The sequence below is a fragment of the Youngimonas ophiurae (nom. illeg.) genome, from assembly GCF_049803795.1.
Taxonomy (GTDB): Bacteria; Pseudomonadota; Alphaproteobacteria; order Rhodobacterales; family Rhodobacteraceae; genus Thalassobius.
This window is the reverse complement of record NZ_JBNAGJ010000013.1, coordinates 1-20,424: the sequence shown is the minus strand read 5'-3', so window position 1 is coordinate 20,424 and position 20,424 is coordinate 1. Positions and strand designations below refer to the sequence as shown.

Genomic DNA, 20,424 nt, shown 5'->3' with positions numbered 1-20,424 from the left:
GAGATCAGCCGCGATTGTCGCCCTTTGCCAGCGGGTGGTGCGTCAGAACCAGTTCTTTCAGGCGCTCATCCAGAACATGGGTGTAGATTTCCGTGGTCGAGACATCCGCATGACCCAGCAGGGTCTGAATCGCGCGCAGATCGGCCCCGTTGGCCAGCAAATGCGTGGCAAAGGCGTGGCGCAGGGTGTGGGGCGTCACATGCGCGGGGGGCACACCAGCGGCCACAGAGATTTCCTTGATCAGCGCAAAGAAGCGATGCCGGGTCAGGTGGCCTGCCTTGCCGCGTCCGGGGAACAGGTATTTCGAGGGCGGCTTGCCCTGCGCCTTCTGTTCTGCGGTTTCCTGCGCCAGCGCCTCGCGCCAGTCGGCCAGCGCCGCGCGGGCCGGCGGGGACAGCGGCACCATGCGTTCCTTGCCGCCCTTGCCCAGGATCAGCAGCATCCGCGGATCGCCATGCGTGGCTGCCAGCGGCAGCGAGACCAGCTCGCTCACCCGCATCCCGGTGGCATAGAGCAGCTCCATCAGGCAGGTGTTGCGCTGCCGGTCCGATGGGGACCGGCCGGTGCTGCGCGCCGCTTGCAGCAGGCGTTCGACATCCTCGATGCTTAGGACTTTGGGCAGTTTTTTGCTGCGCCCCGGCCCTTTGATCTGAATGGCGGGATTGTCGGTGCGCCAGCCTTCCTCGAAGGCAAAGCGGAACAGCTGTTTGATCGCGGACAGGCGGCGGGCGCGGGTGGATTGCGCCAGCCCCTGCGCATCGCAGAACACCAGATAGGATTCCACATCCGCGCGGGTCAGATCCGCCAGATCATGGCCCTGCCGGTCACACCAGTCGGCGAAATCCTTCAGATCCCGCCCATAGGCCAGCAGCGTGTTCGTTGCCGCGCCCAGCTCGGCGGCCTGGGCTTCCAGAAAGGTCGAGATCCAGCGATGCGCGTTCATGATCAGGGCCGCCTTTGCAGCAAGAGCGCCTGGAGCGCGGCCTGGCGGGCGGTATCCTCCAGCCCCAGTTTGCGCAACGCGGCCAGCGCGGTGACCAGATCTTTGGTTTCGCCGCGCATCGCGCTGGCATAAAGCTGCATGGCCTGCAAGATTGCCTCGCCCACGCGGGCCTGTTGCAGGGCGGCGGTCAGATCCATCGGCAGGTTGGGCGATTGAAACCCGCTGACAATCGCGCGCTCCAGCGGGGTTCGGGCTTCGGCGGGGCGCGGTGCTCCCAGCGCCAAAGTGGTGACGAAGGCCCTCTCGGGGGTCTGTGCGCCCTTGCTGCGGGCGATTTTTTCGTAATCGGGGGACAGCATGGCGATGTCATAGGCCAGGCGCGCGGCCTCGCCGGTCAGGGGCAGGTGGGCCAGCTGTTCGGCATAGGCGCGGGCAAAGGGCACCTCAAGCCGGGCCGCCTGCATCGCGCGCCAGGCAGGGGTCAGCGCCCGCGCAACAGACCCCGGATCGGTGGATTGCAGCGCGGTGTCAAAGCGCTGGACGGCCTCGACCCGGTCCCAGATCCCGCCCGAGGCCGCCGGCAGACGTTCGGAATAGATGCCCAGCAGGCGATTGACGGGCAGGGCGGCCGTCTGCGCCAGGCGCTCGGCGGCCTCGATCCGGGCCTTCCAGCCCGCGGTGTTGCGCAGATCGGCGACCGCAAAGGCGCGCGGCAGAGGCGCGGTGGGCAGCGGCTCGCCCAGGGCCTCCCACAGGCGGAATACCAGCGGAGAGGGGCGCACGGGAGGCAGCGGCAGGGGCTCGTCCTCAAAGGCCTCGGGGTCCAGAAAATGATGCAGTAGGGCCTCTTCCTGGGTGGACAGAACCCCCAGCGCCTGCGCGGTGTTCAGCGTCAGCGCCGCCGCGCGCCAGTCGCCCATCCGCGCGGTGCAGAAAATCCGCGCCGCCCAGGAAGGCGCAAGCCCCGGCGCATCCACCAGCTTGGCGCAGGCGGTGTCCTCGTCCCCGGTCAGCAGCGTGGCATCGAACCAGCGCGCAAACAAAGGCCGGGTGACGGGCCCGGCCCGTTGCAGCAGAGCCTGCGCGGGCTCGACCGCACCCAGCCCCATCAGCATGTCCAGCCGCAGCGACAGAAATGTGCCATCGGTGCCCGATTGGGCGGGGGGCTCGGCCTCGGCCAGCAGCAGCGTGTAGAACAAAGATTGCATCGCGGGCAGATCGGCCAGTTTCTGCGCCTTCATCAGGGCGGCGATCCGCTCGGTCTGGCTGAACTGCCACAGGCTGGTGGGCAGCCCGGTCACAGACACCGGCAGCAGCCCGACAGAATCGCGGGCCGGCTCTCCCAGGGGGGTGACCTTGACATCCGGCGTGCTGACGCCGCCGGTCACGGGGGGCTCGTCCCGCGCAATGGGCTGGATCACCGGAACCGGATCGTTCAGCCAGTCAATCGCCGACAGGGGCGGCTGGGCCAGCGCCATCGTGGGGCAGAGAAAAACCGCCAGCCACCTAGCTTGCATCCAATGTCACCTTTTCACGCACCTCAACCTGATCGGGCGAAAAATCCGCACCCAGAAACGGCCCCACATAAGCATAGCCCGTCAGCCCGATAACCCCAAGGATAGCCAGAATGAACAACCATTTGATGAGACGCCCCATTGATCTGCCCGTTTGATTTTGTGTGTGTGCATTTTCCTGAACTTATAACTGGCCTTTTGCCCAAGATCACGTCATTCATCCGTGAAGATTGAAAAACGGCGCAAGATAGCCGAAAAGGCGCAGCCATGAGTTGGAAACTGAAGAAAACAGTCGCCCTGGTGGGCATGATGGGCGCGGGTAAAACCGCTGTGGGCAAGGCTCTGGCGGCGCGGCTACAGGTGCCTTTTCTCGATTCGGATGCCGAGATCGAAAGCGCGGCCAACATGACCGTCGCCGAGATTTTCGCCCGCGATGGAGAGCCGTTCTTTCGTGAAAAGGAAAGCCAAGTGATCCAGCGCCTGCTGGAAAACGAACGCTGCATTCTGTCCACCGGCGGAGGCGCGTTCATGGCACCGCGCAATCAGGACATGATTTCACGGCAGGGGGTCTCGGTCTGGCTGAATGCCGATCTGGATCTGCTGTGGAATCGTGTCCGGCATAAGGATACGCGCCCGCTGCTGCGCACTGAAAACCCCTATGAAACGCTGCGCGGGATTTACCAGGCGCGCACGCCGGTCTATGCGAATGCGGATCTGGCCATATCGGTACAGCCCAAATTCTCGATCGAGGAAACCGCCAGCCTGGTGATTGACGCGCTGCTGACGCGCCCGGATGTATTAGAGGAAATTTCATAATGGAAACCGTGCATGTTGGCCTGGAAGGGCGCGCATATGACATCCATATCGGGCCGGGTCTTCTGGCGCAGTCCGGCGCGCTGATCAAGCCCTTGCTGAAACGGCCGCGCGTGGCGATTGTCACGGATGAAAATGTTGCGCGTCTGCATCTGGATAACTTGAAGAATGGACTTCAAGTCTCTGGTATTGAAAGCGTTTCATTGGTGTTGCCCGCAGGTGAATCCACCAAAAGCTGGCCGCATTTTACCCGCACCGTTGAATGGCTTCTGGAACAGAAAATCGAGCGCAACGACGTGGTTCTGGCCTTCGGTGGCGGGGTAATTGGCGATCTGGTGGGCTTTGCTGCGGCGGTTCTGCGCCGGGGCGTGCGCTTTGTGCAGTTGCCGACCAGCCTTCTGGCGCAGGTTGACAGTTCGGTCGGGGGGAAAACCGGGATCAACGCGCCGCAGGGGAAAAACCTGATCGGCGCGTTTCATCAGCCCTCGATGGTTCTGGCCGATACCGAGGTTCTGGGCACTTTGACAGAACGCGATTTTCTGGCGGGATACGGCGAGGTCGTCAAATACGGGCTTCTGGGAGATTATGAATTTTTCCAATGGCTTGAGGGTAATGCCTCACGTGCCGCATCAGGTGACATGGAGGCGCGGATCACGGCGGTGAAACGCTCGGTTGAGATGAAGGCCGAGATCGTCGAACGCGACGAGACCGAACAGGGCGACCGCGCTTTGCTGAACCTGGGCCACACGTTCTGTCATGCGCTTGAGGCCGCGACGGGCTATTCGGACCGGCTGCTACATGGCGAGGGCGTGGCCATCGGGTGCGCGCTGGCCTTCGAGGTGTCGGCGCGTATGGGCCTGTGCCCGCAAGAAGACCCAAGCCGCCTGCGCGCCCATCTGTCTGACATGAAGATGAAGGTCGATCTATCTGATATTCCAGGGGATTTGCCCTCGGCTGACGATTTGATCGCGCTGATGGGGCAGGATAAAAAAGTCGTGGATGGGAAGATCCGTTTCATCATGGCGCGTGGCATTGGGCAGGCCTTTGTGACGCAGGATGTGGACCTGTCCATCGTGCGCAATGTGCTGGCCGAGGCGCTGGAGACGCGCTAAGGCTCTGGTCTTTTGCGGGGGGCGCGCGCTAAATTGCCCGCCATGACAGGCATCACAGGCGAGATTTCACGCGATCTGCGCAGGCGACTGGCAATCGTGCTGCTGTTTCTGGGCGCCGTTCTGGGCGTGGCCGGAGGCGTGTGGCGTTACGGCTATTTGCAGGCGCTGGACCAGCTGGCGCAACGCGGAGCCTCGGATCTGACGCTGACGGCGGACCGGCTGACCGGGCAGTTGCAGCTGTATCAGCAACTGGCGGTCCTGATGGCCAAGCATCCGGCGGTCACGGGCTATCTGTCGGGCATTCAATCGGGGCCATCGGATACGTTGCTGTTGCAGGCCTCGGATAAGACCGGCGCGCTGGACGTGCTGCTGGCCGACCGGGACGGGCGGGTGCTGGCCACGGCCAACGGAACCGAGCCGCGCGAACTGTCGGGCCAGCGCTATTTTCAGCGCGCAATGCACGGAGCCCTGGGCGAGGGGCACGGGATCAACCCGGCCACCGGGCTGCGGGCCTATTATTTTGCGGCGCCCGTGTTCCGGCACGATGGCCGGGTGGGCGGCGCTCTGATCGTGGTGGCCAATGTCGGCAAGGTCGAGGCCGAATGGCGCGGTGCGCGGCCGGCGGTCTTTTTCACCGATGCCGCGGGCGAGGTGTTCATCACCAACCGCTCTGAGCTGCTGCATTGGCGCAAGACCGATCAGGGCGGGCTGGCTCCGCCCACCGGGCCCGTGCCGGCGTTCAGCCGTCGGACTGTGGGCGGGCATGAGATCTGGCTGGAAAACTGGTCTCCTTATGTGCCCAGCCGGGCGCTCTATGTGCAGCGCGATTTGCCGGTGATCGGGCTGCGGGCCGAGGCGCTGATAGACGTTGATCCGGCGCGCAATATTGCGTGGTTGCAGGCGGCTGTGGTGGCTGCGGTGTTTCTGGCGTTTGGCTCGGTTCTGTTTCTGACGCTTGAACGCCGGCGCACGCTGGCGCTGGCCAATGCCCGCCTGGAAAGCCGCGTCAGCGAACGCACCGCCGCGCTGACCCGCACCAACGAGGCCCTGCGCCACGAAGTCGCCGAGCGCACCGCCGCCGAGCTTGCCCTGAAAAAGGCGCAGGACGATCTGGTGCAGGCCGGGAAACTGTCAGCGCTGGGGCAGATGTCTGCCGGGATCAGCCACGAGCTGAACCAGCCGCTGATGGCAATCCAGCAATATGCCGAAAACGGCACGGCCTTTCTGGAGCGCGGCGCCCCTGAGACCGCCGCCGAAAACCTGTCTCGGATCGCCGGGCTGGCCAAACGCATGGCGCGGATCATCAAGAACCTGCGCGCCTTTGCCCGCCAGGAAAGCGAGCCGGTCGCGCAGGTGGATCTGGTCTCGGTTGTGGACAGCGCGCTGGAGCTGTCGCAGCCCCGCCTGCGCCGCGATCAGATCGCCCTGGAGTGGACGGCCCCCAGCGCCCCGATGATCGTGATGGGCGGCGAAGTCCGGCTGGGCCAGGTGCTGGTCAATCTGATCGGCAATGCGGCGGATGCGATGGTGGGGGCCGGACAGGCCGACCGGCGGATCACGATCGCTCTGCGGCGCGAGGGCGGGCAGATCTGTATGGATGTGGCCGACACCGGCCCCGGCATTCAGGAACCCGAGCGTATCTTCGATCCGTTCTATTCCACCAAAGAAGTGGGCGCGGCCGAGGGGATGGGCCTGGGGCTGTCCATCTCTTATGGTCTGGTTCAAAGTTTCGGCGGCATGATCCGTGGCCGCAACCGCCCCGAGGGCGGCGCGATTTTCACCGTGGAGCTGACCGCAGCACAGGAACCACACGAACCCCAGGGGGCCAAGGCAGCATGATCCGCAAAGTTCTGGTGGTCGATGACGATGCAGCGGTGCGTGACGCGCTGGGGCAGACCTTGGAATTATCCGATCTGGCCCCGATCGCCGTCAGCAGCTTTATCGAGGCCAAGGATCATATCTCGGAGACGTTCGAGGGCGTCGTTCTGTCCGATATCCGGATGCCGGGGCGCGATGGGTTTCACCTGCTGGAGCACGCCAAATCCGTGGATGCCGAATTGCCGGTGATCTTGCTGACGGGCGAGGGCGACATCCCGATGGCGGTGCGGGCCCTGCGCGCGGGGGCGAACAGTTTTCTGGAAAAACCCTGCGCCCCCGAGGAACTGCTGAACGTGCTGAAACGCGCGCTCGGCCTGCGGGCGATGGTGCTGGAAAACCGCCGGATGAAAGTGCAGTTGGAAACCGGCGATCCGGCGGCGCGGCTGATTTTTGGCTCGTCCGATCTGGCCGAGGGGCTGCGCGCGCGGGTGCGGATCGCCGGCATGGCGCGCACCGAGGCCCTGGTGACCGGCGCCCCCGGAACCGGGATTTCCAAGGTGGCCGAGGTCATTCATCTGATGTCTCCGCTGGCCAAGGGGCCGTTTGTCAAACGCACGGCCACCGGGCTGACGCTTGAGGCGCTGGATATGGCGCTGGATATGGCCCAGGGCGGCAGCCTGTTTCTGGACGACATCGGTAACCTGCCCGCGGACACGCAATTTGCGCTGCTCGAACGGCTGGAGCGGGAAAATCCCGTGCGTCTGATCGCGGGCACCACGGTGGATCTGCAAGAGGCCGTGGATGCGGGCCGGCTGAACCCTGAGCTGTTTTACCGGCTGGATGTGATGCAGGTGCGCATTCCGGCCCTGTCCGAACGGCGCGACGACATCCCGGTCATGTTCCGCCAATATGTCGAACAGGCCAGCGAGCAGGCGGGCCTGACCGCGCCTGAGATCACCTCGGGTGTGCTGTCGGCGCTGATGGGGCGCGAATGGCCGGGCAATGCGCGCTCGCTGATGAGCTGGGCCATGCGGTTCGTGCTGGGGCAGGGCGTGGCCGAAACCGACGAGCCCCCCACAGAAGAGCTGTCGCTGTCCGGGCAGATGGCGCGGGTCGAACGCTCGTTGCTGATTGCCGCGCTGCGCCGGGCAGAGGGCAACGCCACCGAGGCGGCGCGCTCGCTCGAAGTTCCGCGCAAGACTTTCTATGACAAGCTGACCCGCCACGGCATCAAACCTGAAGCCTATCGTTAACCCCGAGTCGCTGCATTGCAGCTTGTGCGAATTTCCGCACAGTCCCTGAAAATGCCTGTGCGGAAAATCGCACACCGGGCGGCGCAGGCATGGCGGATATGCGGGTTTTGCAACTCTACCTCTCTGAAATTGCATGAAAAATTCAAGGTTTTCTGAATTTTCCGACTTTCCCTTGTCAGCTTTGCGGGCGGCATAGAAACCTGAGCGCACAGCGCCCAATGGGGGTGTCCAACGTCTCAAAGTCTCTGGGAGGAGATAGACAATGAAATTCCTGACCACTGCCGCCACGGCCTTGGCCCTGACCGTCACCGCGCAGGCTGCATTTGCCTCGGATGCCTGCCAGGACGGCGAAATCGTCATCAAATTCAGTCACGTAACCAACACCGACAAGCACCCCAAGGGGCTGGCGGCCTCGCTGTTGCAACAGCGCGTGAATGCTGAAATGGACGGCAAGGCCTGTATGGAGGTCTTCCCCAACTCGACCCTTTACAACGATGACCAGGTGCTGGAGGCGATGTGCAGATGGCCGCGCCCAGCCTGTCGAAATTCGAGCAGTTCACCAAGCAATTCCGCATCTTCGACCTGCCCTTCATGTTCAAGAACATGGATGCGGTGAACGCGTTCCAGACCTCGGAAACCGGCCAGGCGATGAAGGAATCCATGGTGCGCCGCGGTCTGCTGGGCCTGGGCTTCTGGCACAATGGCATGAAGCAGATGTCGGCCAACAAACCGCTGATCAGCCCCAAGGATGCCGAGGGTCTGAAATTCCGTGTGCAGAACTCGGACGTGCTGAAGGCGCAGATGGCGGCCCTGGGCGGCAGCCCGCAGCCGATGGCCTTCAAAGAGGTCTACGGCGCGCTGCAAACCGGCGTTGTGGACGGGCAGGAAAACACCTGGTCCAACATCTACGGCCAGAAATTCTTTGAGGTTCAGGACGGCACCACCGAAACCAACCACGGTGTGCTGGACTACATGGTTGTCACCAGCGCTGACTGGTGGGACAGCCTGCCTGACGACGTGCGCACCCAGCTGGGTCAGATCGTGACCGAAGTCACCGAGACCCGCAACTCGGCCGTGGCCGAAGTGGATGCGCAGGCCCGTCAGGCCGTATTGGACGCGGGCGGGGTCATCCGCGAACTGACTGCTGAACAGCGGGCCGAATGGGTCACCGTGATGAAACCCGTCTGGGAGCAGTTCACCAAAGACGTCGGTCAAGAGAACATCGACGCGGCTCAGGCGATCAACGCCAAACACTAAGCCTGATCAACAGGCCGAACTGACCCGGCCCTGTTACGGGGCCGGGTTTTTTATATCCTCGGGGGAAAGGGGATAGGCATGTCCACCCATTACCAAGCGAAGACGGCCCTGGGCCGCATCGTCAACGAGATCGAGGAAACCGCGATTGCGGTGCTCCTGGGGCTCATGACACTTATCACTTTCGTCAACGTCGTGTTGCGCTATGGCTTTAACACCGGGCTGATCTGGGGGCTGGAAGCCGTGACCTTCCTGTTCGCCTGGCTGGTGCTGTTCGGGCTTAGCTATGCGGTCAAGGTCACAGCCCATCTGGGCGTGGACGCGTTGATCAATTTCTTCTCGCCCAATCTGCGCCGCATCGTGGCATTGATTGCGGCGGCGATCTGCATCATCTACGCGGCCCTGCTGCTGAAAGGCGCCTGGGATTACTGGGCCAATTTCGCCAACCTGCCGCAGACCACGGGGCGCTGGTTCCCCACCGGGCTGGAGGAAATGCGCCGCACCTCTTATCGCGGCTGGTACGAGGTCGTGGACATTCCGCTGCCCGAATTCCTGCGCTGGATCGAGCCGATCATGAATGAGGGCGAGCATTACGAGAAACTGCCTCGCTTCATTCCCTATTTCATCCTGCCTTTTGGCATGGCTCTGCTGCTGTTCCGCTTCGTTCAGGCCACGCTGCGTCTGATCTCGGGGCAGGCCGCGTCGCTGATCGTCAGCCATGAGGCCGAGGATGCCATCGAAGATGTCAAACACATGAACGCCGGAGACTAAGATCATGGAAGTCGCAATTCTCTTTGCCATGGTCATTGGCCTGATGCTGATCGGCGTGCCGATTGCCGTCTCGCTTGGCTTTTCGTCCATCGTGTTCCTGCTGGTGCTCAGCGATACCTCGCTGGCGTCCATCGCGCAGACGCTGTTTCAGGCGATGGCGGGCCATTATACGCTGCTGGCGATCCCGTTCTTCATCCTGGCCTCGTCTTTCATGTCCACGGGCGGTGTGGCGAAACGGATCATCCGTTTCTCCATCGCGATCGTGGGGCATTTCCCCGGTGGTCTGGCCATCGCGGGCGTCTTTGCCTGTATGCTGTTCGCGGCTCTGTCCGGGTCCAGCCCGGCCACCGTGGTGGCGATTGGATCTATCGTGATCGCCGGGATGCGCCAGGTGGGGTATTCCAAGGATTTTGCCGCCGGCGTCATCGCCAATGCGGGCACCCTGGGCATCCTGATCCCGCCGTCCATCGTGATGGTGGTCTATGCCTCGGCCACGGATGTGTCCGTGGGGCGGATGTTCCTGGCGGGCGTCATTCCGGGCCTGATGGCGGGCACCATGCTGATGCTGACCATCTATGCCATCGCTAAGGTGAAAAACCTGCCCAAGGGCGAGTGGAAAGGCTGGGGCGAAGCCTTTGCCGCGGGCCGCGAGGCCGGCTGGGGCCTGTTCCTGATCGTGATCATCCTGGGCGGCATCTATGGCGGGATCTTCACCCCGACCGAGGCCGCAGCCGTGGCCGCTGTCTATGCCTTCTTCATCGCGAATTTCATCTATCGCGATATGGGCCCGCTGGCCCGTCCCGAGGGCGAGCGCAACCTCTCGCTGATCCAGAAACCTCTGGCCATCGTCACCGCGTTTTTCCACCGTGACACCCGCGATACCCTGTTCGAGGCTGGCAAGCTGACCATCACCCTGATGTTCATCATCGCCAACGCGCTGATCCTGAAACACGTTCTGACGGACGAGCAGATCCCGCAGCAGATCGCCGAGGCAATGCTGTCCGCAGGGTTCGGTGCGGTCATGTTCCTGATCATCGTGAACATCATCCTGCTGATCGGCGGGCAGTTCATGGAGCCCTCGGGCCTGATCGTGATCGTCGCGCCGCTGGTGTTCCCCATCGCGATCGAGCTGGGCATCGACCCGATCCATCTGGGCATCATCATGGTGGTCAACATGGAGATCGGGATGATCACACCGCCCGTGGGCCTGAACCTCTTCGTCACCTCGGGCGTGGCGGGGATGCCGATGATGCGGGTCGTGCGTGCGGCGCTGCCCTTCCTGGCTGTGCTGTTCGTCTTCCTGATCATGGTGACGTATATTCCGTGGCTGTCCACCTTCCTGCCGACAACCTTCATGGGGCCGGAAATCATCACCAAGTGACCCCGGATACACAAATAAAAACGGCGCCTCCTGGGGCGCCGTTTTGCGTTATGGGGCAGGGGCTTAGGTCGCTTCCAGCGCCTTGATGATCGGGGTGAAATCCGCCGCCTTCAGACTGGCCCCACCGACCAGCGCGCCATCCACATTGGACACGGCGAAAATCTCGGCCGCATTGCCTGGCTTGACCGAGCCACCATAGAGGATACGCACCCCGTCAGCGGTGTCAGCGCCGAAACGGGCGGTCAGCTCGGCGCGGATGAAATCATGCACCTCGGCGATCTGTTCCAGCGTCGGAACCAGCCCGGTGCCGATGGCCCAGATGGGTTCATACGCGATCACCAGCTTGGCGGCATCCACGTCATCGGGCAGGGATCCTGCCAGCTGCGCGCCGATCACTGTCAGGGTGTCGCCAGCCTCGCGCTGCGCCAGCGACTCGCCCAGACAGGTGACCGAGATCAGCCCGGCCTGCATCGCAGCCACCGATTTGGCGCGCACATCCGCGTCGGTTTCGCCATGATCCTCGCGCCGTTCGGAATGGCCCACGATCACCGCGCCCGCGCCAGCGTCGGCCAGCATCAAAGCCGAAATATCACCCGTATGCGCGCCCGAGTCCTGAGCGTGACAATCCTGCCCGCCGATCATCAGCGGGTGATCGGCCAGTTTCGCCGCCGACACGCCCACCAAAGTCGCCGGGGGACAGATCAACAGATCCACCGCGGGGGCGCTGTTCTGCTCGGCAATCGCCTTCAGCTCGGACAGTTGCGCGATCAGCCCGTTCATCTTCCAGTTTCCAGCCGCCAGTTTGCGTCGCATTTTATGCACCCCGTCAATTATTTTGGTTATCTATCGCGCGCATCATTGCGATGGCGCGCCCAAGGTCAAGCCCGTTGGTGGATTTGCTGATCCGAGACTAGGGTTTCTTCCTGCGGGCCTTCTGCCTGCGCTTTTGCTCGGCCGCGGCACGGGCCGGAGGCAAGGCCAGAGACGCCCAGTGCATGGCGTCCTCGGGATCGTCCAGGGCACTTTCAGGAAGGCTCATAAGGGTTTGAATTTCCATGCGCTTTTCGCCGCGCATATACCAGAATGCCTGGCTGCCCGCGCCCTGGAATGCGGGCAGGGTCTGTGCGTCGGATTTCATATAGACCGTGCCCGAGGACGAGACCATGGCGAACATCACGTCCTCTTCGACGAAAAGCCCGACACCGCCAAACATCCGCCCCGCGCGGATGGGGCCCAGGCCCTCAAAGAGTTCCAGAACATGGGTCAGGAACTCTGGCTCGACGGCCATTTACATGCCCTCGAATTTGATGGATTCTCCGCAGCCGCAGGCCTCGGTTACGTTGGGATTGTTGAATTTGAAGGCCGATTCCAGCAGCGAAACCTCATAGTCGATTTGCGTGCCGAACAGGAACATCTGCGCCATGGGGGCGATCATCACCCGCGCGCCGTCCTGTTCGACGATTTCATCGTTCGGGTCCACCTCATTGGCATAATCCATGGTGTATTCCATGCCCGCGCAGCCGCCCTTTTTTACGCCGATGCGCAGGCCCTTGTGACCGTCCTTGGCCATCAGCTTGGCGATCTGAGCGGCGGCCTTCGGGGTCATGGTGACCGCTTGCTTGCCAGGAATTCCGAACATGAGCTTTGCCTCTCAATCCATTGAGAAATTACATGAAACCCAATTCAAGGCGGGCTTCGTCCGACATCATCTCCATGCCCCAGGGCGGATCCCAGGTCAGTTGGACATCGACGGTTTTGACACCTTCCATCGGCTCGACGGCATCGACGACCCAGCCGGGCATATCGCCCGCCACCGGACAGCCCGGCGCGGTCAGCGTCATGATGATCTTAACATCATTTTCGGGGCTGATGTCGATGGTATAGATCAGCCCCAGATCGTAAATATTCACCGGGATTTCCGGATCATAGACCGACCGGCATCCATCCACCACCTTATCGAACAGCGGGTGGTCAACGGTCGAGGGCGCGATCAAAGGGGTGCCTTCAAGTGGTTCTGCGTTTTCAGTCATCGAGTGTATGCCTGTGGCCCGTCCTGTATATCCTGAGTGAAGATATAAGGAATGAGGCGGGCTTCGTCCAGACCAAGCGGTCAGGTCTTTTTCGCATCCGCGGCATCGTGGAGGCGGCGGGCGTCCCTGGCGATGCGGTGCGGATCCATGAAATGCTCGACCATGACGCCGGTCGCCATCGCATAGGCCTGATCCAGCGGCAGGTGCAGATGCGCATAAAGAGTCTGCTTGCCACTGGCGATGGCGCGGGGGTTGTTTTGTGCAATATCTTTGGCAAAATCCATCGTAAAATCAAAAAGTTGATCGTCATAGATAATGCGATTGATTAACCCTGCAGACAGCGCCCATTCGGCATTAAAAGGGGTTCCGGCCAGGGCCAGCTCCATCAGGTGCTTGCGCGAAAGATTGCGCGAGACGGCGACGGCGGGGGTGGTGCAGAACCCGCCATTCTGCACGCCGGGCAGGCAAAACCGGGCCTGCGGCGCGGCATAGGCCAGATCGCAGGCCGCGACCAGTTGCAGCCCGCCGGCGGTGGCGATGCCCTCGATCATGGCGATGGTGGGCTGGCGGGCGTTGGTGATGTCCTGCATCAGCGCGCTGCATGTCTGGAACAGCCGGGTCAGGTAGGCGCGCCCCTGATCGGGATCGCTGCGATGGGCGTCGATTTCCTTTAGGTCATGACCGGCGCAGAAAATCCGTCCGGGGCCATGGATTACGATGACGCGGACCTGCGGATCGGTCTGGGCGGCACGGATCGCCCGGTGCAGCTCCTCGATCATGGTCAGTGACAGCGGATGCGCCACGCCGCCGCCCAATGTCAGCGTTAATACGTGGTGTTTCAGATCGGCACAGATGGAATCGGTCATGAAATCCTCTGGTCTGGAGGGAGGGTGCCGGAATTGTGCGACTCAAAGCTTGGCTTTTCTTGTGCCGAGTGGGAAAAGCAGCGGGTTCTGAGATAAAGAGGCGCAGGATGAGCACGATGACCGGGAAATTCTCGTTCGAGCTACAGTCAACCGACGGCAAGGCCCGGCAGGGCGTGATCCGCACGCCGCGCGGCGATATTCGCACGCCGGCCTTTATGCCCGTTGGCACGGTCGCGACCGTGAAGGCGATGATGCCCGAAAGCGTGGCCGCCACCGGCGCCGATATTCTGCTGGGCAATACCTATCACCTGATGCTGCGCCCCACGGCGGAACGGGTGGACCGTCTGGGTGGGCTGCATAAGTTCATGAATTGGGACAAGCCGATCCTGACGGACTCGGGCGGGTTTCAGGTCATGAGCCTGTCGGATCTGCGCAAACTGACCGAAGACGGCGTGACCTTCAAATCCCATGTGGATGGCTCCAGGCATTTCCTGTCGCCGGAACGGTCAATGAAGATTCAGAAGCTGCTGGGCTCGGATATCGTGATGTGTTTTGACGAATGCCCCGCGCTGCCTGCCGATGAACGCCGCGTGGCCGAGAGCATGCGCCTGTCGATGCGGTGGGCGCAGCGTTCGCGCGATGCCTTTGGCGATCGGCCCGGTCATGCGCTGTTCGGGATCATGCAGGGGGGCGTGACGCCGCATCTGCGCGAGGAAAGCGCCAAGGCCCTGGTCGAGATCGGCTTTGACGGCTACGCGGTGGGCGGTCTGGCGGTGGGCGAGGGCCAGGAGGCCATGTTCGACGTTCTGAACTATGCGCCTGGGTTTTTGCCGCAGGACAAGCCGCGGTATCTGATGGGGGTGGGCAAACCCGATGACATCGTGGGGGCGGTGAAGCGCGGGATCGACATGATGGATTGCGTGTTGCCGTCGCGCTCGGGGCGGACGGGGCAGGCGTGGACGCGCTATGGGGTGGTCAATATCAAGAATGCCCGTCATCAGGACGATCCGCGGCCTTTGGATGAAGAGTGCTCGTGCCCGGCCTGCCGGAATTACAGCCGGGCCTATCTGCATCATGTGTATCGGTCCAAAGAGATGATTTCGGGGATGTTGCTGACCTGGCACAATCTGCATTATTTCCAAGAGATCATGGCCGGGATGCGTGCGGCGATCTCGGAAGGGCGGTTTGACGCGTGGGAGGCGGATTTTCACGCGCAGCGCGCTGATGGGGATATCGAGCGGCTGTGAGAGAGATGGGACGGTAGGTGACGCTCGCTGGCGCATCGCCCCACCCACCGTCCCTATATGTTGTGGTTGGGGCGGTGGGATCTGCTGCTTTTGGTGGTGTTTTATCCGATTGCGGGGCGGATTCGCTTCTTTTCAACCATTCTGTCCGATCTCGGCTTGCGCCCGGTCGCGGGGGCGGGCAGTTTGGTGTCAGGAAAGTGTGATACGGTTGAAATCTGCGGCGCGGCGCCCCAGATTAACAACCTGGAAACGGAGACAGCCGTGGCTGCCGCATGTCGGGGCCGGTGCTGTCTTGCCAAGAACAAGGAAAACGTATGCAAGAGCATCTCAACGCATCCTATCCCGTCCTGCCGCTGCGCGACATTGTCGTGTTTCCGCATATGATCGTGCCGCTGTTCGTCGGGCGAGACAAATCCGTGCGGGCGCTGGAAGAGGTGATGCAGGATGACAAACAGATCCTGCTGTCCAGCCAGATTGATCCGGCCGTGGACGAGCCCGAGGCGGACGGCATTTATCGCACCGGCGTGCTGGCCAATGTGCTGCAACTACTGAAACTGCCCGATGGCACTGTCAAAGTGCTGGTCGAGGGGCAGGCCCGTGTGCAGATCACCGACTTTTTGGAAAACGACTCGTTTTTTGAGGCCACGGCCGAGCCGCTGACCGAAGAAGAGGGCGATCCCGAAGCGATCAAGGCCCTGCTGCGCACCGTTGCCGAAGAATTCGAGCGCTACGCCAAGGTCAAGAAGAACATCCCCGAGGAGGCGCTGGTCGCCGTTTCGGAAACCACCGAGCCCGAGAAGTTGGCCGACCTGGTGTCGGGCCATCTGGGCATCGAGGTGAACGAAAAACAAGAGCTGCTGGAGACGCTTTCCGTCAGTGAGCGACTGGAGAAGGTCTATGGCCTGATGCAGGGCGAAATGTCCGTGCTGAAAGTCGAGAAGAAGATCAAGACCCGCGTCAAATCGCAGATGGAGCGCACCCAGCGCGAATATTATCTGAATGAGCAGATGAAGGCCATTCAGAAAGAGCTGGGCGATGGCGAGGATGGCTCGAATGAAATCGCCGAGCTGGAAGAGAAAATCGCCGGCGCCAAACTGTCCAAAGAGGCCCGCGAAAAGGCCGAGGGCGAGATCAAGAAACTGAAAAACATGAGCCCGATGAGCGCCGAGGCGACCGTCGTGCGCAACTATCTGGACTGGCTGCTGGGCATTCCGTGGGGCACCAAGTCGCGCGTGAAAAAGAACCTGAACAAGGCTCAGGACGTGCTGGATGCCGATCACTATGGGCTGGAGAAGGTCAAGGAACGGATCGTCGAATATCTGGCGGTGCAGCAGCGCTCGGCCAAGCTGAAGGGGCCGATCCTGTGCCTTGTCGGCCCGCCGGGTGTGGGGAAAACCTCGCTTGGGAAATCGGTGGCAAAGGCCACGGGGCGCGAGTTCATCCGCATCTCGTTGGGCGGCGTGCGCGACGAAAGCGAAATTCGCGGTCACCGCCGGACGTATATCGGCTCGATGCCTGGTAAGATCATCCAGGCGTTGAAAAAGGCGAAAACCACCAACCCGCTGATCTTGCTGGATGAAATTGACAAGATGGGTCAGGATTTCCGGGGCGACCCTGCCTCGGCGATGCTGGAGGTGCTGGACCCCGAACAGAACGGCACCTTTGTGGACCACTATCTGGAGGTCGAATATGACCTCAGCAACGTGATGTTCCTGACCACGGCGAACTCGTACAACATGCCGGGCCCGCTGCTGGACCGGATGGAGATCATCAGCCTGGCCGGCTATACCGAGGATGAAAAACGCGAGATCGCCAAGCAGCATCTGATCGCCAAACAGGTGAAAAACCACGGGCTGCGCAAGGGCGAGTTCGAGGTCACGGATGACGCGCTGGATGAGATGATCCGCCGCTACACCCGCGAGGCAGGCGTGCGGAATCTGGAACGCGAGATCGGTAAGCTGGCGCGCAAGGCCGTCACTCAGATCGTCAAGGGCGAGGCCAAGGCCATCAAGGTCACGCCGGACAATCTGGACGAATTCCTGGGCGTGAAGAAATTCCGCTATGGTCTGGCCGAGAAAGAGGATCAGGTGGGCGTTGTCACCGGGCTGGCCTATACCTCGGTCGGGGGGGATCTGTTGCAGATCGAGGCGCTGCGCCTGCCGGGCAAGGGCCGGATGAAAACCACCGGGAAACTGGGCGATGTGATGAAGGAATCCATCGACGCGGCCAGCTCTTACGTGCGCTCCATCGCGCCGCAGATCGGGGTGAAACCCCCCAAATTCGACAAAATGGACATCCACGTCCATGTGCCGGATGGGGCAACACCCAAGGATGGGCCTTCGGCGGGTCTGGCCATGGTGACGGGCATTGTGTCTGTCCTGACGGGGATTCCCGTGCGCAAGGACATCGCCATGACTGGCGAGGTCACGCTGCGCGGCAATGCCTCGGCCATCGGCGGGCTCAAGGAAAAGCTTCTGGCCGCTTTGCGCGGGGGCATCAAGACCGTCCTCATCCCCGAGGAGAATGAAAAAGACCTGGCCGATATTCCTGACAACGTGAAGGAAGGGCTGGAGATCATTCCCGTGACCCATGTCAGCGAGGTGCTGAAACTGGCGCTGGTGGCCGAACCCGAAGCGGTGGAATGGGACGAGGAGGCCGAAGAGGCCGCCGCCGCTGCCGCCCTGGCGGCCAAGCCGGGGGCAGGGGCCGTCGCCCATTGAGGACCTGCGGAAAAGGCGCCCACAGCGGCGCCTTTTTCATGCGCAAATTTCCTGCAAAAACCGGGTGCGAACCCTCTTGCACATCGCGCGGGGATTCTCTAAATACCCCGCTACCGGGTGATTAGCTCAGTGGTAGAGCGCTTCGTTCACATCGAAGATGTCAGGAGTTCAAATCTCTTATCACCCACCATTTTCCCTATAAATAACAGTGCCTTATGTGTGGTGATCTGCATTTAACGAAGTGCATTCAGGTTCAGTGAACCTAAACGCTGCGCTTGCGACTCGCAAAATCCAGCACGTCGGCGGCGTCTTGCATCTGTTCAGGCAGGTATCTGGCGTATGTTCGATAGGTGACCGCTGTGTTTGTGTGGCCCAGCATTTGACCAACTTTTACAAGCGGAACACCAGCTGACAGCATGGTCACGGCGGCGGTGTGGCGCAGCTCGTGGATGGTGACGCGGCCAAGACCAGCGCGCTTGGTGGCTGCTTTGAAGCCGGTGCGGATGGATTTGATCGGTTGGCCGGCGTATTCGATCACGTAGTCAGACAGGGCGGCGTCATGAGCGACTGACAGCGCGGCCCGGACGCCGCTGTTCATCGGAACGATTGCGCGGCCTTTTCGCGTGGTGCCGTCGTCGATTCGCAGGTTGATCGAGTTGCGCTCAAAATCTACCCGGTCCCAAGTCAGCTCCAGGACGGCGCTGACGCGGGCAGCGGTGCCCAGCAACAGGATCAAAGCCAAACGAATGTGAGGATCGTGGGCTCCGTCAATCAGCGCGCGGGCCTCGCCTGCATTCAGTATTCGCTTGTCTGTCTCGGGCTTTGCTGGACGCCAGATCCGCGGTGCGCGGTCAATGGCGTTGATGTCGCGCGCAAAATTCATGGTGGATTGCAGGTGTCCGAGTTCGGTCCAGACGGTTCCGACCGATTTTCCGGCGGCGATCCGTTTGTCGGAATAAGATCGGCACAGCGCCTTGTCGATCTGGTCGGGGCGATAGGCTCCGAAATGCTCCAGCACGGCTTTTCCGGTGTAGCCCATCGTCTTTGCTGTCGGCTTCTCGCCCAGGTCTTCGCGATAGGCCTCCCACAGCGCAGCAACGGTGCGCGCCCCTGGGGCCTTTTGGTTCTCGCGGCGATAGACGTCTATTGCTTCCGGTTCTGCTTCCGCTCGGGTGCGTGCCGCAAGCTTATGCCTGGCGCGCTTTCCGTCGGGTTTGGTCCAGTAGACGCAGAAACCACCTCTGAACCGTCCGATGCTGATGTCTGGCATTCGTATTCCTCTACTGCGTTGGCTGGAATTCTATATAGACGCCCAAGGCGAAAATGTTTCAAGGTGCCAGATCGGCAGAGATTGCGCACGGTTTCCGCACTGCATCCCCAGGTGGCGGCGAGGGTTTCGGGTGTGAATGGTCTTTGAGGCATCACTTTCCATCCTCCAGTTCTGCCAGGGTGGCGCGGGCAAGATTCTTGATGGATCGTTCCCCGGCCGTCGTTCCGCTTGGCCCAACCTCCCATTTCGAAATAGCCAGCAAGGCCCTTTTGGCCTTTGCTAACTTGGCCTCTAGTTCAGCCATGCGCCGGTCTTTAATCTCGGCCTGAACGAGAAGTTCGCGCTTCGTCGGGTGGCGCAAGACGTGACCATCCCGCCTGGGCGCGGTCCATTGATTGACAGTGGGCCATACCGCATAGCAGAGCAAATAGAGCACCATCCCGATCAGAAAGGCCGCCACTTTTTGTCGTGTTTCCGGTGCGCTATCTATGGCTATGGCTGAGCACAAAATCAAAATCATGCCGGCAGCGGATGCCGTTGGCTCGAAAAAGTATCTCACCGCCCATTTGATTGCTGATTGCATTTCTTCTCTCCTTTCAGGCCACCACGGCCAGCTCGGGCACGTTGGCGGACACCAGCGCCTCGGCCATTACCGGGGGCACTGAGTTGCCGCACATGCGGGTTTGTTCGGTTTTGGTGAAGGTGCGGCCATCGGGTCCGCGCTCCAGCTCGGTTGGGGCGTCCAGCAGGTCTAGGAAGGTGTCTTTCATTGGCGGACCTCGGTCTGCGCGCAGTTTGTGGCGTTCGCTGTCTCGTGAATGGATTCGCCGTATCCAATCGCACCCATCGCCAGCGCCCAAACGCACCACATGGCAGATATGCAAATTGCACCTACTTGCTTGTCAGTCATGGTCAGCCTCCGTCTGGTCAATATTGCAGCGGTGTACGGTGACGGTGGTGGCTGTCACCCAGGGGTTCGCGTCCCAGCCAAGGCCGCGCTTGGCGTGGCGGGTGTTCCAGGTGTCTTGAAGTTCTTCGCGAGGGGACACCCCGTCTTGACCGTCTGCCGATATGAAGCCCTTGAGGCCCGCCTTATTGGCGTCAACGTCGCCAATCTCCTGCACCCGCATAACCCGCACGTCTGTGACGATCAGGGTCAGGCGAGAGGCCCAGCGGGGCATGTGTTGGGGGCGACGGATGCGACCCCACATCGACAATGCGTCAGGCCTCCACCCCCATCGCTGCACAGTGTCGTCGCAGGTGTAAATCAGAGGCTCTTCACCCCCCATTTCTAACGGTGCAAGATCATCGTAACAGCGATCTGTTCTCCACGCCTCACGCCCCCACAGGCGGTCACCAGTGGCTCGCCGGATCGGAATCCGGCGCTCTGGACCAGCATCCTCAACGGTGAAACCATCTTTCGAAAGCTTTA

At 61.7% G+C, this 20,424-nt stretch carries 21 protein-coding genes, 1 tRNA gene and 1 pseudogene; 10 read left to right on the top strand and 13 right to left on the bottom strand.

The window, feature by feature from the left end:
- Window positions 1–4 precede the first annotated feature (4 nt).
- Genes ACP15O_RS18045 through ACP15O_RS18035 form a run of 3 tightly spaced genes read right to left on the bottom strand, consistent with a single transcriptional unit; the run spans window position 5 to window position 2,599 of the window.
- A complete protein-coding gene (locus ACP15O_RS18045; protein WP_425097410.1) occupies window positions 5–943 on the bottom strand; it encodes a site-specific tyrosine recombinase XerD in 939 nt (312 codons plus the stop codon).
- Window positions 944–945: 2 nt separating this feature from the next.
- Window positions 946–2,460, bottom strand: coding sequence for a hypothetical protein (locus ACP15O_RS18040; RefSeq protein WP_425097409.1), 1,515 nt, complete (start codon window positions 2,458–2,460; stop codon window positions 946–948).
- Window positions 2,450–2,599 (bottom strand): hypothetical protein, encoded by a 150-nt coding sequence (locus ACP15O_RS18035; RefSeq protein WP_425097408.1) that lies wholly within the window; start codon window positions 2,597–2,599, stop codon window positions 2,450–2,452. The genes ACP15O_RS18040 and ACP15O_RS18035 overlap by 11 nt, the downstream gene beginning before the upstream one ends.
- A 125-nt stretch (window positions 2,600–2,724) precedes the next feature.
- On the opposite strand from ACP15O_RS18035, the gene ACP15O_RS18030 reads away from it, so the two are divergent.
- The 7 genes and pseudogenes from ACP15O_RS18030 to ACP15O_RS18000 all read left to right on the top strand — a co-directional run bounded on the left by ACP15O_RS18030 (window position 2,725) and on the right by ACP15O_RS18000 (window position 10,859).
- Entirely contained in the window at window positions 2,725–3,273 is a 549-nt protein-coding gene (locus ACP15O_RS18030) for a shikimate kinase (protein WP_425097407.1), read from the top strand.
- Window positions 3,270–4,382 carry a 3-dehydroquinate synthase gene (aroB, locus tag ACP15O_RS18025; RefSeq protein ID WP_425097453.1) on the top strand — a complete coding sequence of 371 codons (1,113 nt, stop codon included), beginning with the start codon at window positions 3,270–3,272 and terminating at the stop codon, window positions 4,380–4,382. The genes ACP15O_RS18030 and aroB overlap by 4 nt, the downstream gene beginning before the upstream one ends.
- A 42-nt stretch (window positions 4,383–4,424) precedes the next feature.
- Complete coding sequence (locus ACP15O_RS18020; protein WP_425097406.1) at window positions 4,425–6,221, top strand: sensor histidine kinase; 1,797 nt, start codon at window positions 4,425–4,427, stop codon at window positions 6,219–6,221.
- Window positions 6,218–7,453: a sigma-54-dependent transcriptional regulator gene (locus ACP15O_RS18015; protein WP_425097405.1), complete on the top strand. Its 1,236-nt coding sequence runs from the start codon at window positions 6,218–6,220 to the stop codon at window positions 7,451–7,453. The genes ACP15O_RS18020 and ACP15O_RS18015 overlap by 4 nt, the downstream gene beginning before the upstream one ends.
- 262 nt (window positions 7,454–7,715) lie before the next feature.
- A pseudogene (locus tag ACP15O_RS18010) lies at window positions 7,716–8,710 on the top strand (DctP family TRAP transporter solute-binding subunit).
- Window positions 8,711–8,788: 78 nt separating this feature from the next.
- A complete protein-coding gene (locus ACP15O_RS18005) occupies window positions 8,789–9,478 on the top strand; it encodes a TRAP transporter small permease (protein WP_425097404.1) in 690 nt (229 codons plus the stop codon).
- A 4-nt stretch (window positions 9,479–9,482) separates the two neighbouring features.
- Window positions 9,483–10,859 carry a TRAP transporter large permease gene (locus tag ACP15O_RS18000; RefSeq protein WP_425097403.1) on the top strand — a complete coding sequence of 459 codons (1,377 nt, stop codon included), beginning with the start codon at window positions 9,483–9,485 and terminating at the stop codon, window positions 10,857–10,859.
- 63 nt (window positions 10,860–10,922) lie between these two features.
- Here the strand turns inward: ACP15O_RS18000 and tpiA are convergent, their stop codons facing one another.
- The 5 genes from tpiA to ACP15O_RS17975 form a co-directional block, all read right to left on the bottom strand.
- Complete coding sequence (gene tpiA / locus ACP15O_RS17995; protein WP_425097402.1) at window positions 10,923–11,672, bottom strand: triose-phosphate isomerase; 750 nt, start codon at window positions 11,670–11,672, stop codon at window positions 10,923–10,925.
- Between the two features lie 97 nt (window positions 11,673–11,769).
- Window positions 11,770–12,147, bottom strand: coding sequence for a TfoX/Sxy family protein (locus tag ACP15O_RS17990; RefSeq protein WP_425097401.1), 378 nt, complete (start codon window positions 12,145–12,147; stop codon window positions 11,770–11,772).
- Window positions 12,148–12,498: a HesB/IscA family protein gene (locus ACP15O_RS17985; protein ID WP_425097400.1), complete on the bottom strand. Its 351-nt coding sequence runs from the start codon at window positions 12,496–12,498 to the stop codon at window positions 12,148–12,150.
- A gap of 28 nt (window positions 12,499–12,526) precedes the next feature.
- Window positions 12,527–12,889, bottom strand: a complete 363-nt coding sequence (locus ACP15O_RS17980; RefSeq protein WP_425097399.1) for an SUF system Fe-S cluster assembly protein — start codon at window positions 12,887–12,889, stop codon at window positions 12,527–12,529.
- Between the two features lie 80 nt (window positions 12,890–12,969).
- Window positions 12,970–13,755, bottom strand: a complete 786-nt coding sequence (locus ACP15O_RS17975) for an enoyl-CoA hydratase-related protein (RefSeq protein ID WP_425097398.1) — start codon at window positions 13,753–13,755, stop codon at window positions 12,970–12,972.
- Window positions 13,756–13,871: 116 nt separating this feature from the next.
- On the opposite strand from ACP15O_RS17975, the gene tgt reads away from it, so the two are divergent.
- The 3 genes from tgt to ACP15O_RS17960 all read left to right on the top strand — a co-directional run bounded on the left by tgt (window position 13,872) and on the right by ACP15O_RS17960 (window position 17,912).
- A complete protein-coding gene (tgt, locus tag ACP15O_RS17970; RefSeq protein ID WP_425097452.1) occupies window positions 13,872–15,002 on the top strand; it encodes a tRNA guanosine(34) transglycosylase Tgt in 1,131 nt (376 codons plus the stop codon).
- Window positions 15,003–15,316: 314 nt separating this feature from the next.
- Window positions 15,317–17,722, top strand: coding sequence for an endopeptidase La (gene lon / locus ACP15O_RS17965; protein WP_425097397.1), 2,406 nt, complete (start codon window positions 15,317–15,319; stop codon window positions 17,720–17,722).
- A 115-nt stretch (window positions 17,723–17,837) separates the two neighbouring features.
- Window positions 17,838–17,912: transfer RNA gene (locus ACP15O_RS17960), tRNA-Val, on the top strand.
- Between the two features lie 72 nt (window positions 17,913–17,984).
- Here the strand turns inward: ACP15O_RS17960 and ACP15O_RS17955 are convergent.
- The 5 genes from ACP15O_RS17955 to ACP15O_RS17935 form a co-directional block, all read right to left on the bottom strand.
- Window positions 17,985–18,761 carry a tyrosine-type recombinase/integrase gene (locus ACP15O_RS17955; protein ID WP_425097396.1) on the bottom strand — a complete coding sequence of 259 codons (777 nt, stop codon included), beginning with the start codon at window positions 18,759–18,761 and terminating at the stop codon, window positions 17,985–17,987.
- Window positions 18,762–18,865: 104 nt separating this feature from the next.
- Window positions 18,866–19,144, bottom strand: a complete 279-nt coding sequence (locus ACP15O_RS17950; RefSeq protein ID WP_425097395.1) for a helix-turn-helix domain-containing protein — start codon at window positions 19,142–19,144, stop codon at window positions 18,866–18,868.
- Complete coding sequence (locus tag ACP15O_RS17945) at window positions 19,144–19,575, bottom strand: hypothetical protein (protein ID WP_425097394.1); 432 nt, start codon at window positions 19,573–19,575, stop codon at window positions 19,144–19,146. Before ACP15O_RS17945 ends, ACP15O_RS17950 begins: the two co-directional genes overlap by 1 nt.
- Before the next feature lie 13 nt (window positions 19,576–19,588).
- Entirely contained in the window at window positions 19,589–19,762 is a 174-nt protein-coding gene (locus ACP15O_RS17940) for a hypothetical protein (protein ID WP_425097393.1), read from the bottom strand.
- A gap of 132 nt (window positions 19,763–19,894) precedes the next feature.
- Window positions 19,895–20,424: hypothetical protein (locus ACP15O_RS17935; RefSeq protein WP_425097392.1), on the bottom strand; the 530-nt coding region annotated here is incomplete at its 5' end.